The sequence below is a fragment of the Arenibacter catalasegens genome (assembly GCF_002909235.1).
GTDB lineage: Bacteria > Bacteroidota > Bacteroidia > Flavobacteriales > Flavobacteriaceae > Arenibacter > Arenibacter catalasegens.
The window spans coordinates 359,514-377,375 of the sequence record NZ_PHQQ01000001.1; the positions used below are offsets into that span (position 1 = coordinate 359,514).

Genomic DNA, 17,862 nt, shown 5'->3' on the forward strand with positions numbered 1-17,862 from the left:
TATAACAGAAAAATGAAAAACCATTTATCCGATAGGATCAACTCCATGTCCACCTCGGCCACATTGGCTATGGCCGCTAAAGCCAGAGAATTAAAAAGTGAAGGCAAAGATATTATTGGTTTAAGTTTGGGGGAACCAGACTTTAACATACCGGATTTTATCAAAGAAGCCGCTAAACAAGCAATAGACCAAAACTATAGCAGTTACTCCCCAGTGGATGGTTATGCAGATTTAAAGCAGGCTATTGCCAATAAATTTAAACGCGACAATGGACTTACTTATGGTCTGAATCAGATCGTAGTATCTACAGGTGCAAAACAATCCTTGGCAAATATTGCCATGGTAATGCTCAATGATGGTGATGAAGTTATTCTACCAGCTCCATATTGGGTAAGTTACAGCGATATTGTAAAATTGGCCGAAGGTGTACCCGTGGAAGTTCCTACGAGTATCGACACCGATTTCAAGATGACCCCGGAACAATTGGAAAAAGCCATTACACCCAAAACCAAAATGATCTGGTTTAGCTCCCCCTGTAATCCAAGTGGATCCGTATACAATCAGGAAGAATTGGAAGGCTTGGCTGCAGTATTGAGAAATCATCCAAATATTTTTATAGTTTCCGATGAAATTTATGAGCATATTAATTTCATTGGTGCCCATGTAAGTATTGCAAATATTGATGGAATGTACGACCGCACCATTACGGTAAACGGTGTTTCTAAGGCATTTGCCATGACTGGATGGCGTATTGGTTACATTGGTGGTCCAGAATGGATTGCAAAGGCCTGTAACAAGTTCCAAGGACAGATTACCAGTGGTGCCAATGCTATTGCCCAACGTGCTACCATAGCAGCTCTTGACGCCCCTATTTCCTCAATTAAATTCATGATCGATGAATTCCACAAAAGACGTGATTTAGTTTTAGCGTTATTGGGTGAAATAAAAGGATTTAACCTTAATGTACCCGAGGGAGCATTTTACGTATTCCCGGACATCTCTAGCTTTTTTGGAAAAACGCTTAACGGAATCTTAATCAATAATGCTTCCGATTTTGCACTATACCTTTTAGAAAAAGCAAATGTGGCCACCGTTACAGGTGAAGCCTTTGGAAATGCCAATTGTATACGTATATCCTATGCCGCCTCCGAGAAGGAATTGAGAGAGGCTGTTTCCAGAATAAAAGCAGTTTTATAATTAACGACAATAATCCAAAAAAAAATGGACGTCTTAACCGACGTCCATTTTTTTTGTTTTTATATGCGCTTCCAGAAATATGGAGAAAATAAAATCAATACGGTAAACAGTTCCAATCTACCCAAGAGCATTAGGAATCCGCACCACCATTTCCCCAACGCGGGGAGGCTATTAAAATTGGCCAAAGGATTTAAGGTACCTAAAGCCGGACCCACATTTCCCAGGGAAGATGCAGCACCACCAACGGCACTTTCAAAATCTAGCCCCAGTGCACCAAGCACTAAAGATCCAATTATAAACAGCAACATATAAAGTACAAAAAAGGCGATGATGTTATATACAATTTTTTCCTGTACCGTCTTATTGTTATACCTAACGGGAATAATGGCATTGACATGTAGGGTACGTTTAAATTCCAATAAACCGTTCTTAATAATAAGTAAGTGCCTCATTACCTTGATACCACCAGCGGTAGAACCGGCCGAGCCACCAAGGAAAAATAGTCCAAAAAAGAATACGGTTAAAAAAGGTGTCCAAGAAGTAAAATCGGCCGTTACAAAACCTGTGGTCGTAATCACCGAAACCACTTGAAACAAAGCATGCCTAAATGCACTTTCGCCTTCCCCAAATACCATGGGATGAAAATCGGACTCTTGAACATTGGCCTGAAAATACACTACCAAACTGGCAACTATGGTAAAACAAATTATAAAAATGGAGTAGAACTTAAATTCCTCATCCATAATCACTTTTTGCACCCTGCCTTTAAAGGCATAATAACTTAGTACAAAGTTGCTACCTGCCAAAAACATAAACAGAATTACAATGTATTGTATCAAAGGTTGGTCGTTCCAATAGGCCATGCTGGCATTCTTGGTAGAAAACCCCCCTGTAGATAGCGTTGCCAAAGAGTGATTTATTGCATCGAAAAAAGACATTCCAGCAAGTTTCAATAATAGGGTTTCAGCCACCGTATAACTAAAATAAATTAACCATAATCGTTTGGCTGTATCCGTAATCCTAGGATGAAGTTTATCCCCACTTGGTCCAGGAGCCTCCGCTGCAAAAAGCTGCATCCCTCCTATTCCCAAAAGTGGTAAAATGGCTATAGCAAGTACTATAATCCCCATCCCCCCGATCCAATGCGTTAAACTTCTCCATAATAAAATCCCCTCTGGCAAAGCCTCTATATCATCTACAATTGAGGCTCCGGTAGTAGTATAACCGGAAATAGTTTCAAAAAATGCATTGGTAACACCCGGAATAGCTCCAGAAAAAAGATAGGGCAACATTCCTGAGGCGGACATTACCAACCACCCAAAAGTAACAATGATATAACCTTCCTTTCGTTTTACTTCCTTTTTATGATGGCGCGTATAAAACATAGCCAAAACACCTACCAGCATTGTTACTATAGCAGCAAGCGTAATGCCCAAGGTAGCCCCGTCGTCGTAAATTCCACTGACTACTGCAGCCAAAATCATAAAAAAACCATTGCAAAGCAATAGCAATCCCATGAGGTGAATGATAATTTTAGAATTTAAACCCATATTACAGGAATAACTTTTCAATTTTAGGAATGGCACTTGGCAAACAACACACCACTACCCGATCACCCTCTGTAATCCTAAATCCTCCAAGCGCTATAATGCCTTGATTATCACGAATTACACCTCCAATAGTAGCCTCTCTGGGAAATTCGAGCTCCCTTATAATTTGCCCGTTCACCTGGGAAGTTGGCTTAACAATAAATTCCAAAATCTCTGCATTTAAATTATTCAACCTAGTCATTGCAACTATCTCTCCTTTTCGGATATGTCTAAAGATATTATTCGCGGCAAGTAGTTTTTTATTGAGTAAGGTGTCTATACCTATGGAATGTGACAATTGAAAATAATCCATATTTTCAACTAAAGCGATTGTCTTCTTAACATTCTTGGACTTGGCCACCAAGCAAGACATAATATTTGTTTCCGAATTCCCGGTGACAGCTACAAAAGCATCCATGGCCTCCAGATTTTCCTCTTCCAGTAATTCTACATTTCGTCCATCACCATTAATGATAAGGGCATTGGGCAGTTCATCTGCCAAATCAAAAGCCTTTTCCTTATTCTTCTCTATAAGCTTAACATTAAACTTATTTCTGCAAAGATCTCGTGCCGTCTTAAAGCCTACCTTACTCCCTCCGAGAATCATAACGTTTTTAATTTCCTTCTTCTCTTTTCCCGTGAGTTTATAAAGTTCGTCCAAACCCTCTTTGGCAGTTATAAAATAAACCTGATCATTTTCCTTGAAAATGGTATCTCCTCTAGGTACAATTGTATATTGAGTACCCATTCTTTGAATAGCAATGGGCATAAAGTGTAGTTCAGGAAATATTTTAGCCGCATCTTTTACCATCTTGCCCACAAAAGGTGCAGTCTTAGGCAAGGAAACGCCCACCATTATCAAGAGTCCTTCCTCAAATTCATAGGTGTTGTTAAAAGCAGATTGATTTAATAATAGTTGTATTTCGGTAGCGGCCAAAGCCTCTGGTGAAATAAGTTCATCAATGCCTAAATCTGCAAAATTAATTTCCTCTTTATTATGAATAAATTCTGCATTGGATATCCTGGCAATTGTTCTTTTGCTTCCCAATTGTTTTGCCAACATGCACAAGGTAATATTGGTAGTCTCGGAGGAGGTTACTCCAATGACAAGGTCGGATTTATCTACCTGTGCATCCTTTAAAATGGCGATTGAAGTGGCATCACCCCTAAGCACCCTAATATCCAAATGACTATCTGCATATGATAAACTATCCTTATTACAGTCTATCAGAGTAATATCTTGAGATTCGTAGGACAATAACTTGGCCAAATGAAAACCTACTTCACCCGCTCCTGCAATAATAATTTTCATCTGTTATATAAATTGTTTTTCATCAACCTAAGTGAACAATAATATGTGGTTGGTCCTGTATGCTCAAGTTATGCACCTTCCGTCCTCTACATTCAACTAAAACGGAAACCATATCTATTGTATTTGTATACCAGATTGGGATATAATAATAAATCCATTTTACTAAAAAAGTACAGAAGCTTATTAAGGCCAATTTCAAATAAAATCTGAATATAAGCGGCACAAAATTACACAATTAAATCGGGTTGTATTCCAAATAGAGAAGTTAAAACAAATGGAGGTCCGTGCTTATTGTAAAAAATTAGAAGTATAACTTTATGTCTATATAGTATCTTTACCAAAAATTTGATGATTATGGATAAGAAGGTGACCCCTTATAAAGATTCAACGCTTGGTAAAAAGGAACAGGTAACTAAAATGTTTGATACCATATCCGGAAATTATGATGGACTGAACAGGGTAATATCTTTTGGAATAGACATTAAGTGGAGAAAACGGGTAGTGTCCATCGTCTCAGAAAAACATCCCGAAAAAATATTGGACATTGCTACAGGCACGGGGGACTTAGCCATTAATATGACAGAAACTGGTGCAAAGGAAATTATTGGTTTGGACATCTCGCCTGGCATGTTGGAAGTTGGCAAAAGAAAAATCGTTGAAAAAAAACTGGAAAACATTATTGAACTGATAGTAGGCGATAGCGAAAACCTGCCATTTGAGGCCAATTCTTTTGATGCAATAACGGTTGCATTTGGCGTTCGGAATTTTGAAAATCTAGAAAAAGGCTTATCGGAGATATATAGGGTCTTAAAACCTGGCGGTTCATTTGTTGTTCTGGAAACATCCATACCCACAAAAACACCCTTTAAACAAGGTTATAAATTTTATACTAAATTCATCCTGCCCGGCATTGGTAAATTATTTTCCAAAGACCGTAGTGCTTATACTTATTTATCGGAATCCGCGGCTACTTTCCCCCATGGAATGGCCTTCAACAATATTTTGAATAAAATTGGGTTTATAGGTATAGATAATAGACCTCAAACTTTTGGGGTTGCCTCAATCTATGTAGCTACAAAGTAAAATATGAAAAATATTCTTATTCTTTTTTTGGGTTTTATACTTTTAGGCACCACTTCCCATGCCCAGTTTAATGAAAAACCCGTAATGAACCTTGAAAATGAAGATGAGCCCTTGCTTAATTGGGGATATTTTTTAGGCTTCAACCAGTATGACTTTAAATTCGAATATAAAGACGATCTGCCCGATGTTTTGGTGGACAAATCCTTTGGATTTAATGTAGGTCTTATCGGGGAACTACGACTCAACAAATTTTTGGACCTAAGGTTTGAGCCCGGCCTACATTACAATCAAAGAAATTTAGGGTTTCCTGGTTTTGATAATGAAAGAGATGCTATCCGAGAGGTAAAATCGACCTATATAAACTTTCCCTTGCTCCTAAAAGTTAGCACTAAAAGGTTAGGAAACTGGAAGCCTTTCCTTATCGGAGGTGGCTCAACATCTATGAACCTAGGGAGTAATGAACAAAGTTTGGACGATAACAGCAGTGCCACTTTTCGAATGAAAAAAACAACCTATTATTACGAAATGGGTTTCGGGATCGATTTTTACCTAGAATATTTTAAGTTCACTCCATCTATCCGTGGCGTTTTTGCCATTAATGATGAACTGATTCGGGATAATGACCCCAATAGCCCGTGGACAGGCAATATTGAGGCTATGATGACCAGGGGCCTGTTTATCAATTTTACCTTTGAGTAAAAGACTACCCCCTTCTAATTTCATTAACAAGTATAGCTGTTGCCGTTGCCACATTTAAACTTTCTGTTGTTTTAGCGCCAAACTGGGGTATACTTATTTTTTTACTTACCAAATCCTCAACCGCTGCTGACACCCCATTGGCTTCATTCCCCATAACCAATATCCCGCTTTTAGGAAACTGCTCATTATATACCTCCTTGCCATCCATAAATGCCCCGTATACAAGAACATCTGTCCGTCCAAAAACCTTTTGCAAATCTTCATATACCAAATTTACCCGGCTAATAGAACCCATGGTAGCTTGTAGGACCTTGGGATTATAACAATCAACGGAATTGGGCGAACAAATTAGGCTTGCAATTCCAAACCAATCGCATAAGCGGATAATAGTACCCATATTTCCGGGATCCCTAACATCGTCTAGGGCTATGACCCAGTCAGTAAAGTCTATTTCCTTAGGCGCAGGAATATAAAAAACTCCCAATACCTTATTGGGAGTGGACAATCCACTCATTTTTTTCAAATCTGCCTCACTTACCAATTCCACAAAATTCCCATTCGTCTCCAGAAGGGAGCTCTCCGTAACATATATTTTATAGACCTTAAGTTTGGATTGCAAAAGTTCATTTACAGTCTTGATTCCTTCGACCACAAACAACTTATTTTGTGTTCGGTACTTTTTTTGCTGTAAATTTTTTATAAATTTTATTTGGCTTTTAACAACCATACAAATAATGTATTTTTGACTTCTATGAGGACACGGCCGTGTATGTATTTTAACATTACGAAAATAGGATTATTATTGCTAGTAATTGCAATAACCTCATGCAATGCCATAAAAAGAGTTGGCGAAGACGAACTCCTATTGACCAAAAATCTTCTTTACGCCGATAGTGTAAAAATTACTGACGAAGATATTCATAGCCTTATTTTTCAAAAACCGAACAGTACCCTACTGGGATACCCCCTTAGATTAAATCTTTACAATCTTGCCAAGAAAAATCCCGATTCTTCCTATCAGGTTTGGTTACACAAAAAAGCAAAAAGGGAGCAGCACCTCGTCAATATCTTATCTAAAAAGCAGGTGGAAAGATTAGGTGAATCCTTTTTGGTAAAAGGGGCAAGTGTATGGCTCAAAAACATAGGAGAACCCCCGGCAATAATAGATACCACAAAAGCTAGAAGATCACTGCAAAGACTGAATGCCTTTTATAAAAGCAAAGGGTACTTTAACAACAATACCACCTATGTCATAGATAGTAGCTCTAGAAAACAAAGGGCTATAATGCACTACAGCTTAGATTTGGGGAATCCATATCTTATAGACTCGGTTACCTCCAAAATTACCTCTTCCGCTCTAGACTCCATTCATAAAGCAAACAAAAGCAATTCGTTTATAAAGCATGGTCAACAAATAGATTTGGACAATTTTAACAATGAAAGGGAACGATTGACCAATCTTTTTAGAAACACCGGGATACATAACTTTCAAGAGAGCTCCATTTCCTATGATTTAATTGGTGACACTACCAAACTTGGAAACAATAAACAATTGGATATTCTTTTAAATATTGAAGATTTAAAAACAAGAACTGACAACACCATTTCTACCTCGGAATACAGGGTACACTCATTTGAAAAAATCAACATATACACCAACTACACCTTTAATAATGGATTGGACAGCCTAAACAAATTAGATTATAAGGACTTTACAATTTACTATCAAGGTAAGTTGCGCTACAAACCAAAAACACTTACCGACGCCGTTTTTCTCAAAAAAGATAGTATTTATAGAGAAATTGATCGTATTAGAACTTATAGACAGATTACTAACCTGAATACCTTTAAATACCCTAATATTGAATTTGTAGAAGATAGTGTGGCGTCTAAATTAACGGCCAATATCTATCTTTCTCCTCGACCAAAATACTCCTTAGGTACCGATTTTGACGTAACCCACTCCAATATTCAATTTTTGGGAATTGCCTTCAGCCCATCCCTACAAGCAAGAAATTTGTTCAAAGGAGCAGAAAACCTCAGCATTTCAGGAAGATTTAACATAGGGGGCTCCAAGGACCCCAATATAGCCGACAACCGTTTTTTTAACATCCTGGAAGTGGGAGGGGACATCAACCTTAATTTACCCCGAATTTGGTTCCCATTTGTAAAAACATCTAAAATAATCCCAAATTACATGCTTCCCAAGACCAAATTATCTATGGGAACCAGTTTTCAACAGAACATAGGCTTGGACAAGCAGACTTTTAATTCGGTTTTTGGATATAGTTGGTCGCCAACAGATTTTATAAAAAACACGGCCGAACTTCTAAATGTTCAATTCGTACGTAATGTAAACCCAAATAGATTTTTTACGGTGTATCAAAACACCTATGAAAATTTAGATGATATTGCGGACAATTATGAGACCGAACCAGCTCTTGCCGATTATTATGAGACCGCTGATGGAAGTACGAACCCAAAATTAATTATTCCCGAAGGCACCATAGGCTTTACCAATGCCATCCTAAATGGAGAAGTATCTTCCAGTTCTTCAGATTTTGACGACATAAGTAGTATTGAAGAAAGAAGAAAAAGACTTACCGAAAACAATTTGATATTCGCGAGTAATTACACCTTTAATAAAAACAATAAAAATGGTATTACCGATAACGATTTTTATCAGTTCAGGTTCAAATTAGAAAGTGCCGGAAACCTATTGTCCGGAATTTCCTATTTAATTCCATTCTATAAAAGTGAGGATGACAAACTTTTGGTTTTTAATGTACCTTATTCCCAATATGTTAAAACGGAATTCGACTTTATAAAACATTGGAGTACTTCAGGGACCAATGTACTGGCATTCAGAAGTTTTTTCGGCATTGCCATACCTTACGGCAATTCGGACAACATCCCTTTTGTCAGAAGTTATTTTGCTGGTGGATCCAACGACAACCGTGCTTGGCTGCCTTATTCCTTAGGGCCTGGGAGAACCGATGATGTAAATGATTTTAACGAAGCCAATTTAAAAATAGCGCTTAATTTAGAATATAGATTTCCATTGGTGGGCGATATAAAAGGAGCTCTTTTTGCCGATGCGGGCAATATTTGGAACGTCTTCGACAATGTTACAGATGAAAAGGCAAATTTCGAAAACTTAGGCTCCCTCGCAGACATTGCACTAGGCACTGGCCTTGGTCTCCGTTACGATTTTACCTATTTCGTTTTTAGACTGGATATGGGATTTAAAACCTACAATCCAGCGGAAGAATCTACTAAAAGATGGTTTAGAGACTATAATCTATCCAAGGCAGTATTCAACATAGGTATAAATTATCCTTTTTAGAGCTGAATATTTTATTACTTTTGTCCCATCTTTTTAATTAATTACACTAAAATAAGATTATGTCACACAATATTAAACCAGGAGTTGCTACCGGAGATGAAGTACAGAAAATTTTCAACTATGCGAAAGAAAAAGGTTTTGCCCTTCCTGCTGTTAATGTTATAGGATCAGACACTATAAATGGAGTTTTAGAAACTGCTGCCAGTTTAAATGCTCCTGTAATAATACAGTTCTCGAATGGAGGAGCCCAATTCAATGCTGGCAAAGGATTGTCCAATGAAGGTCAGCAGGCCGCCATTTTGGGTGCCGTTGCCGGAGCAAAACACGTTCACCAATTGGCCGAGGCCTATGGTGCCACTGTAATATTGCACACAGACCATTGTGCAAAAAAATTATTACCATGGATCGACGGATTGTTGGATGCAAGTGAAAAGCACTTTAAAGAAACTGGAAAACCGTTATACAGTTCACATATGATCGACCTATCGGAGGAACCGATTGAGGAGAACATTGAAATTTGTAAAACATATCTTGCCAGAATGAGCAAGATGGGGATGACACTAGAAATAGAATTAGGCATCACTGGAGGTGAAGAAGATGGCGTGGACAATTCAGATGTTGACGATTCCAAATTATATACCCAACCAGAGGAGGTTGCCTATGCCTATGAAGAGCTTTCCAAGATAAGCCCTAGGTTCACCATTGCAGCCGCTTTCGGAAACGTACACGGCGTATATAAGCCAGGAAACGTAAAATTGACCCCGAAAATTTTAAAAAATTCCCAGGAATTCATCACTAAAAAATACGGTGTAGAAAATAACCATATCGATTTCGTTTTCCACGGTGGTTCAGGTTCAACTGTTGAAGAAATACGTGAAGGCATTAGTTATGGTGTCATTAAAATGAATATAGATACGGACCTACAATATGCCTTCTTGGAAGGGATCAGGGACTATGTTCAAGGAAAAAAAGATTATTTACAATCTCAGATCGGCAATCCAAATGGTGCCGATGAACCAAACAAAAAGTATTATGACCCACGTGTTTGGTTAAGAGAAGGTGAAAAAACTTTTGTTACACGTCTAAAAAAGGCCTTTGAAGACCTTAATAACGTGAATACCCTATAATCCCCCAACCCAAAAAGAAAGTTTATGTCGTCTTGGTTCAAAAGAAAGGAAAAAGGAATACAAACTGCCACCGATCAGAAAAAGGATACCCCAAGGGGCCTTTGGTACAAATCGCCTACAGGTAAAATTGTAGAATCCGATGAGTTGGCTAAGAACTTTTATGTTAGCCCTGAGGATGATTACCATGTACGCATTGGTAGTAAGGAATATTTTGAAATTCTTTTCGACAACAACAAGTTCACAGAGTTGGATGCCAAGTTATCTTCCAAGGATCCCTTAAAATTCGAGGATACCAAAAAGTATGCCGACCGTTTAAAAGCTGCCGAAGCTAAAACGGGACTTAAGGATGCGGTTAGAACTGCGGTAGGCAAATCTTTAGGTAAGGATTTAGTCATTGCTTGTATGGATTTCAGCTTTATTGGTGGTTCTATGGGTAGTGTGGTAGGAGAGAAAATTGCACGGGGAATAGACTATGCTATAAAAAAGAAAATACCCTTTGTAATGATTTCCAAATCCGGTGGAGCACGTATGATGGAAGCTGCATTATCGCTAATGCAATTGGCCAAAACATCGGCTAAATTGGCTCAGCTTGCGGATGCAGGCCTCCCCTATATCTCACTCTGTACGGATCCTACTACTGGCGGAACAACTGCTTCCTATGCCATGCTTGGGGATATCAATATCTCCGAACCTGGAGCACTGATCGGTTTTGCCGGTCCACGTGTTGTTAAGGAAGCTACCGGCAAGGAATTGCCAGAAGGCTTTCAGACGGCCGAATTTCTTCAGGAACATGGATTTTTAGATTTTATAGTCCATCGAAGGGATCTTAAAAAGAAAATCAATCTTTATATAGATTTAATAGAGAACAATCCTGTTAGAGGATAAGGATAAAAGGCCCTGATATTATATTCAGGGCTTTTTTATTTAATGGCTGCCAAAAAATACTATGATTCCTCAAGGTTTCTAAAAAAAAGTCTATCTTTGCGCCCTGATTGAAAATCAATCATGTACATAAAAATCATTAAAATAATATTGGAATGTATTTAACGAAAGAAGTTAAAGCCGAAATTTTTAAGAAACACGGTGGTGAGGCTAAAAACACAGGGTCTTCTGAAGGTCAGATTGCACTATTTACTCACAGAATTAACCACTTAACCGAACATTTAAAAAGAAACCGCAAGGATTTCAACACAGAACGTTCTTTGGTAAAGTTAGTAGGTAAAAGAAGATCACTTCTAGATTATTTAATTAAGACTGATATTGTAAGATATCGTGAGATAATTAAAGAATTAGGAATTAGAAAATAATTTATAAAAAGGGGAAAGTTAAAACTTTCCCCTTTTTTACAATACCAGTATTACTGTTTATTGTAATATTGTAAAGTCCCAAAGGGTTACCAATGGGCAAAAACAAAAAGCTTGCACATAGTTTTTCATTGGTCAACAACACACAACTACAACACAACAACGTCGTCTATTGAAGACGAAAGACCATTGTTTAACAAACCTGTAATGACACAGGTTTTAATTCGTATTTATGATACCAAAAGTATTTAAAGAGGTCATAGACCTTGGAGACGGTAGGGAAATTTCTATCGAAACCGGAAAATTGGCAAAACAGGCCCATGGTTCTGTTGTTGTACAATCTGGAAAATGTATGTTATTATGTACAGTAGTTTCCAATTACAAACAAAGTGATGTGGATTTTCTTCCACTAACGGTAGATTACCGTGAAAAATTTGCAGCTTCAGGTCGTTACCCTGGTGGTTTCTTCAAAAGAGAAGCTAGGCCTAGTGATGGTGAAGTATTAACTATGCGTTTAGTAGATCGTGTATTACGACCACTTTTCCCAAAAGATTACCATGCGGAAACTCAGGTGATGATCCAATTAATGTCCCATGATGATGATGTTATGCCAGAAGCAATGGCAGGACTAGCTGCATCTGCAGCAATCCAATTATCAGATTTCCCATTTGAATGCGCTATCTCTGAAGCAAGAGTTGGTCGTGTTAATGGTGAATTCGTGATTAACCCAACACGTGCTCAATTGGAAGAATCAGACATCGAAATGATGATTGGTGCTTCAGCAGATTCAGTAATGATGGTTGAAGGCGAGATGAAAGAAATCTCAGAAGAAGAAATGGCTGATGCCATTAAGTTTGCCCATGAAGCTATTAAACTTCAAATTGCCGCGCAATTGCGTTTGGCAGAAGCATTTGGAAGAAAAGAGGTTCGTGAGTATGAAACTGCAGAAAAAAACGAAGACTTAGAAAAAAGAGTACACGATTTAGCTTACGATAAATGTTACGCAATTGCTAAGAAAGGAACTTCTAAAGCAGAGCGTACGGAAGCATTCGCAGCTGTAAAAGAAGAAGTGAAAGCTTCATTTACGGAAGAAGAGATGACTGAATTTGGCCACCTTGTTGGAGGTTATTATAGCAAAGCGGAAAAAGAAGCCGTTCGTGAATTGACTTTAAGTGAAGGTTTACGTTTGGACGGTAGAAAAACTGATGAAATTAGACCAATTTGGTGTGAAATAGATTATTTACCATCTACACACGGTTCAGCTATTTTCACAAGAGGAGAAACCCAAGCTTTGGCAACAGTTACTTTAGGAACTTCTAGAGATTCCAATAAAATTGATATGCCATCTTACGAAGGTGAAGAAAATTTCTATTTACATTACAACTTCCCTCCTTTTTGTACTGGTGAAGCGCGTCCTTTAAGAGGCACCTCCCGTCGTGAAGTTGGTCATGGTAACTTAGCACAGCGTGGTTTAAAAGGAATGATTCCTGATAACTGCCCTTATACAGTAAGAGTAGTTTCTGAAGTTTTGGAATCTAACGGTTCTTCTTCAATGGCGACTGTTTGTGCAGGGACAATGGCTCTAATGGATGCTGGGGTTCAAATGAAAAGACCAGTTTCCGGTATTGCAATGGGATTAATTTCTGATGGTGACCGCTATGCTGTATTGTCCGATATTTTAGGTGATGAAGATCATTTAGGAGACATGGACTTTAAAGTTACAGGTACTTCCGAAGGAATTACTGCTTGTCAAATGGATATCAAAATTAAAGGTCTATCCTATGAGATTTTGGTAAAAGCATTAAAACAAGCACGCGAAGGTCGTTTACATATTTTAAGTAAAATTACCGAAACTATTGCTGAACCAAATGCAGATGTGAAACCACATTCTCCAAAAATGATCATGCGTAGAATTCCTAACGAATTCATTGGCGCATTAATTGGTCCTGGTGGAAAAGTAATTCAAGAACTTCAAAAAGAAACTGGATGTACAATCGTTATTAACGAAGATCCTGTTACTGAAGAAGGTATTGTTGAAATCTTAGGTACTTCACAAGAAGGTATTGATAAAGTACTTACAAAGATCGATTCTTTATTGTTTAAACCAGTTGTGGGCAGCGCATACGAAGTTAAGGTAATCAAAATGTTAGATTTTGGTGCTGTAGTTGAATATATGGATGCCCCCGGAAATGAAGTATTGCTTCATGTATCCGAATTGGCATGGGAACGTACCGAAAATGTTTCCGATGTAGTAAATATGGGTGACGTTTTTGATGTTAAGTACTTTGGTCTAGACCCAAGAACAAGAAAAGAAAAAGTATCCCGCAAAGCTTTATTGGCAAAACCTGAAGGCTATATAGAAAGACCACCACGAGAAGATCGCGGTAGAAATGATAGGGGCAACGATCGAAATAGAGATAGAGATCGTAAGCCAAGAAGGGACTAGTTTATTAAATAATTGTAACTATTCAAAGCCACGTTTTTTCCTTTTTAAAGGGAAGGCGTGGCTTTTTTCATGCATTTCAACTAAAAAAGAAAAATAAAACAGACCAATTGTAACATTTCTAACTTTTGTACGTATAACCTTATGCAGCTTATGCTTAATGCACATAATATAGAAATAAAAAATTTCGATGAGACAGCTTAAAATTACAAAACAGGTTACCAACAGAGAAACTGCTTCTTTGGATAAATACTTACAAGAAATTGGTAAGGTCGATTTAATTACAGCAGATGAAGAAGTAGAATTGGCACAAAGGATCAAGGCAGGTGATCAACTTGCACTTGAGAAATTGACCAAGGCCAATTTACGATTTGTGGTTTCCGTTGCAAAGCAATACCAAAACCAAGGTTTAACACTTCCCGATTTGATCAACGAAGGCAACCTTGGCTTAATTAAGGCTGCACAACGTTTTGATGAAACTCGTGGATTTAAATTCATATCCTATGCGGTATGGTGGATTCGTCAGTCCATATTACAAGCTTTGGCAGAACAGTCTCGTATTGTAAGATTACCATTGAACAAAATTGGGTCTATCAATAAGATAAATAAGACGTTCGCTTTCTTGGAGCAAGCCCACGAAAGACAACCTTCTGCAGAAGAAATTGCCAAGGAATTGGACATGACCGTGGAGGATGTAAAACAATCCCTTAAAAATTCAGGGCGTCACGTATCCATGGATGCACCTTTAATAGACGGGGAGGATTCTAACCTGTACGATGTATTGCGTAGTGGGGAGTCTCCCAATCCGGACAGGGAATTGTTGCATGAATCCCTTAGGACCGAAATAGAAAGAGCTTTGGAAACTTTAACGCCAAGGGAAGCGGATGTAATTCGTTTGTACTTTGGATTGGCAGGACAACATTCCATGACATTGGAAGAAATAGGAGAAACTTTTGACCTTACCAGGGAAAGAGTCCGTCAAATAAAGGAAAAGGCTATTAGAAGGTTAAAACACACCTCAAGGAGCAAAATCCTTAAAACATATCTTGGTTAACCCAAACAATGAAATTTTTTGCGCAAACGCCTATCCCCATTGGAAAGCTAGCGCAAAAATCGTAAATTGTAAACCTTAACAACAGTTATCATGACTGTTCGTTTTTTGATTGATGAATAAACTCCGGCTGATTACCGGAGTTTTTTGGTTTTTACAGCTATCCAAAAACCTTTTTAAGCCACGTGTTTATTGATTTATTTATAAAATAAAAAAGAGGTACCCCACTTTTTTAAACTAAAATCATTTGACTACCAGCAATTGCATTCCCTACCCATTTACCAAGCCTATTACTAGAAACACCCTTATCTTTGCATCATAATCCATAATATTATCATGGCCAAAGACCTTCTTCTTATAACCCCTCCCTTTACGCAATTGAATACCCCCTATCCGGCCACGGCATATTTAAAGGGTTTTTTAAACACAAAAGGCATTAGTGCTTTTCAGATGGATTTGGGCATCGAAGTTATTCTGGAACTCTTTTCTAAATCTGGATTACAGGAGATTTTTGACCTTGCCTTTGAAAAAAATTCTATATGCTCCGATAATGGCCATAGAATATATGCCTTAAAAGAAGAGTATTTAAAAACCATAGATTCAGTTATTACTTTTTTACAGGGAGGAAATACCACATTTGCCAGACAAATATGCACCCCTAATTTTTTACCACAAGCTGCAAGATTTGATCAATTGGACGATTTGGAATGGGCCTTTGGCACCATGGGTAATCAGGATAGGGCGAAACACCTTGCAACCTTATACCTTGAAGACCTATCCGATTTTATTGTGGAATGCATTGATGACAATTTTGGTTTTAGTCGGTATGCAGAGCGATTGGGAAGAAGCGCCAATTCCTTTGATGAATTATACGGCCATCTACAAAATAAAATCACTTATATTGATCGGATTACTTTAAGCCTTCTGCAAGAAAGGCTTATTACAATAAATCCTAAACTGGTATGCTTTTCAGTGCCCTTTCCTGGCAACTTATACAGCGCATTTAGATGTGCCCAATTTATAAAACAGAACTTTCCGAAGATTAAGGTCTCCATGGGGGGAGGCTTTCCAAATACGGAATTAAGGTCCCTTACAGATGCGCGGGTTTTCGAATTCTTCGATTATATTACATTGGACGATGGGGAGGTTCCCTTAGAACTTTTAGCAGCCCATTGCAAAGACCCAAAATCCGATGACGATGATGCCGTATTAAAAAGGACCTTTTTAATCAAGGAGGGGGTAGTATTTTATAATAACCGCTCTACTAGGACAGATTACAAACAAAGTGAGGTGGGCACCCCAGATTATTCCGATCTTATCTTGAACAAGTACATTTCCGTTATTGAAATCGCCAACCCCATGCACAGTCTGTGGAGTGATGGCCGATGGAACAAACTTACCATGGCACATGGTTGTTATTGGGGCAAATGTACCTTTTGCGATATCTCCTTGGACTACATAAAAATCTATGAACCTATAGCCGCTAAACTTTTAGTGGACCGCATGGAGGAACTCATAGAGCAAACAGGGGAAAGGGGATTTCATTATGTGGATGAAGCTGCCCCCCCGGCCTTAATGAGGGCCTTGGCACTTGAAATTATTAATCGAAGATTAATTGTTACTTGGTGGACCAATATAAGGTTTGAGAAAAGCTTTGGCAGGGACCTTTGCATACTCTTGAAGGCCTCGGGTTGTATTGCCGTTTCCGGTGGTTTGGAAGTGGCTTCGGACCGTTTGTTGGCTTTGATACAAAAGGGTGTTACCGTGGAGCAAGTAGCCAAGGTGACCCGTAATTTTACAGAAGCGGGCATTATGGTTCACTGTTATCTAATGTACGGCTACCCTACCCAAACAATACAAGAGACAGTAGACAGTTTGGAAATGGTACGCCAAATGTTTCAAGTTGGTATTTTGCAGTCGGGTTTCTGGCATCAATTTGCTTTAACCGCCCATAGTCCAGTGGGACTCAACCCATCTGAATACCACATTATACCAGACTATCAACCCATAACATTTGCCAACAATGATATCCAATTCAAAGACACTACCGGTATAGATCACGAGCGCTTTAGTTTCGGATTAAAAAAATCGCTCTTCAACTATATGCACGGAATCTGTTTTGACCATCCATTACAGGAGTGGTTCAATTTCAAAATCCCAAGAACCTCCATCTCCCCCAATTTCATAGAAAATGCATTGATAGAAGAGCCTGTTTTAACGACCAAACCAAATGCTAAAATAGTTTGGTTGGGAGGTAAACCTATTGCACAGACTATTTCGAAATCTAAAAAAGGTTTTACATGGGAATTGCTGAAATTGACCTTTCACGACAAGGTAGGCACTATATCCGTCACAGTAGATAACAAACAAGGGGAATGGTTAAGGGACACTTTGGGGCATTTATCAGATCAAAATGGAAAAACCCTCACCTTTGGCCAGCTTAAAACCGATTTTGAATCACAATTTGAAGATTTTGAATTGTTCTGGTATTCCAAACCTTTACAGACCCTAAGAACCCATGGTCTATTAACATTGTAAAATCGAAAATTAGCTCTCCCAACACGTTAAGAATATCACAATTAACAACACCGAATTCACAATTAACAAGTTGCCCTTTGAACAAATCAGTAACTTTAATGGTTGAGTTTAGGTTAATACCGGGATACAGAATGTACTTAAATATCAATAAACCACCTACCAAACTCTTTTTT

The 17,862-nt window shown here is 38.3% G+C and carries 13 protein-coding genes; 10 read left to right on the forward strand and 3 right to left on the reverse strand.

Features of this window, described 5'->3' with window-relative positions; all coding sequences use genetic code 11:
• Positions 1-12 precede the first annotated feature (12 nt).
• Complete coding sequence (locus CWD90_RS01610; protein ID WP_103474164.1) at positions 13-1,197, forward strand: pyridoxal phosphate-dependent aminotransferase; 1,185 nt, start codon at positions 13-15, stop codon at positions 1,195-1,197.
• A gap of 59 nt (positions 1,198-1,256) precedes the next feature.
• On the opposite strand, the gene CWD90_RS01615 is transcribed toward CWD90_RS01610, so the two are convergent.
• A complete protein-coding gene (locus CWD90_RS01615) occupies positions 1,257-2,747 on the reverse strand; it encodes a TrkH family potassium uptake protein (RefSeq protein ID WP_103474165.1) in 1,491 nt (496 codons plus the stop codon).
• Between the two features lies 1 nt (position 2,748).
• Positions 2,749-4,098 carry a Trk system potassium transporter TrkA gene (gene trkA / locus CWD90_RS01620; protein WP_103474166.1) on the reverse strand — a complete coding sequence of 450 codons (1,350 nt, stop codon included), beginning with the start codon at positions 4,096-4,098 and terminating at the stop codon, positions 2,749-2,751.
• Between the two features lie 354 nt (positions 4,099-4,452).
• On the opposite strand from trkA, the gene ubiE reads away from it, so the two are divergent.
• Together ubiE and porT are read left to right on the forward strand one after the other, a co-directional pair.
• On the forward strand, positions 4,453-5,181 hold the full coding sequence (gene ubiE, locus CWD90_RS01625) for a bifunctional demethylmenaquinone methyltransferase/2-methoxy-6-polyprenyl-1,4-benzoquinol methylase UbiE (protein ID WP_103474244.1): 729 nt from the start codon (positions 4,453-4,455) through the stop codon (positions 5,179-5,181).
• 3 nt (positions 5,182-5,184) lie between these two features.
• The gene (porT, locus tag CWD90_RS01630) at positions 5,185-5,880 is read left to right on the forward strand and encodes a type IX secretion/gliding motility protein PorT/SprT (RefSeq protein ID WP_103474167.1); all 696 of its coding nucleotides are present in this window, start codon (positions 5,185-5,187) and stop codon (positions 5,878-5,880) included.
• Between the two features lie 4 nt (positions 5,881-5,884).
• On the opposite strand, the gene CWD90_RS01635 is transcribed toward porT, so the two are convergent.
• Complete coding sequence (locus tag CWD90_RS01635) at positions 5,885-6,607, reverse strand: TrmH family RNA methyltransferase (protein WP_103474168.1); 723 nt, start codon at positions 6,605-6,607, stop codon at positions 5,885-5,887.
• Positions 6,608-6,682: 75 nt separating this feature from the next.
• Here CWD90_RS01635 and tamL point away from each other — a divergent pair, with 75 nt between their 5' ends.
• From tamL to CWD90_RS01670, 7 genes are all read left to right on the forward strand, one after another.
• Positions 6,683-9,226: a translocation and assembly module lipoprotein TamL gene (tamL, locus tag CWD90_RS01640; RefSeq protein WP_317045678.1), complete on the forward strand. Its 2,544-nt coding sequence runs from the start codon at positions 6,683-6,685 to the stop codon at positions 9,224-9,226.
• 59 nt (positions 9,227-9,285) lie between these two features.
• Positions 9,286-10,353, forward strand: coding sequence for a class II fructose-bisphosphate aldolase (gene fbaA, locus CWD90_RS01645; RefSeq protein ID WP_103474170.1), 1,068 nt, complete (start codon positions 9,286-9,288; stop codon positions 10,351-10,353).
• A gap of 24 nt (positions 10,354-10,377) precedes the next feature.
• Positions 10,378-11,238, forward strand: a complete 861-nt coding sequence (gene accD / locus CWD90_RS01650; RefSeq protein ID WP_103474171.1) for an acetyl-CoA carboxylase, carboxyltransferase subunit beta — start codon at positions 10,378-10,380, stop codon at positions 11,236-11,238.
• Positions 11,239-11,390: 152 nt separating this feature from the next.
• Positions 11,391-11,660, forward strand: a complete 270-nt coding sequence (gene rpsO, locus CWD90_RS01655; RefSeq protein WP_103474172.1) for a 30S ribosomal protein S15 — start codon at positions 11,391-11,393, stop codon at positions 11,658-11,660.
• Positions 11,661-11,889: 229 nt separating this feature from the next.
• Positions 11,890-14,103, forward strand: a complete 2,214-nt coding sequence (locus CWD90_RS01660) for a polyribonucleotide nucleotidyltransferase (RefSeq protein ID WP_103474173.1) — start codon at positions 11,890-11,892, stop codon at positions 14,101-14,103.
• Between the two features lie 187 nt (positions 14,104-14,290).
• Positions 14,291-15,154: a sigma-70 family RNA polymerase sigma factor gene (locus CWD90_RS01665; protein ID WP_103440424.1), complete on the forward strand. Its 864-nt coding sequence runs from the start codon at positions 14,291-14,293 to the stop codon at positions 15,152-15,154.
• A gap of 333 nt (positions 15,155-15,487) precedes the next feature.
• Entirely contained in the window at positions 15,488-17,689 is a 2,202-nt protein-coding gene (locus CWD90_RS01670; protein WP_103474174.1) for a B12-binding domain-containing radical SAM protein, read from the forward strand.
• Positions 17,690-17,862: the final 173 nt, after the last annotated feature.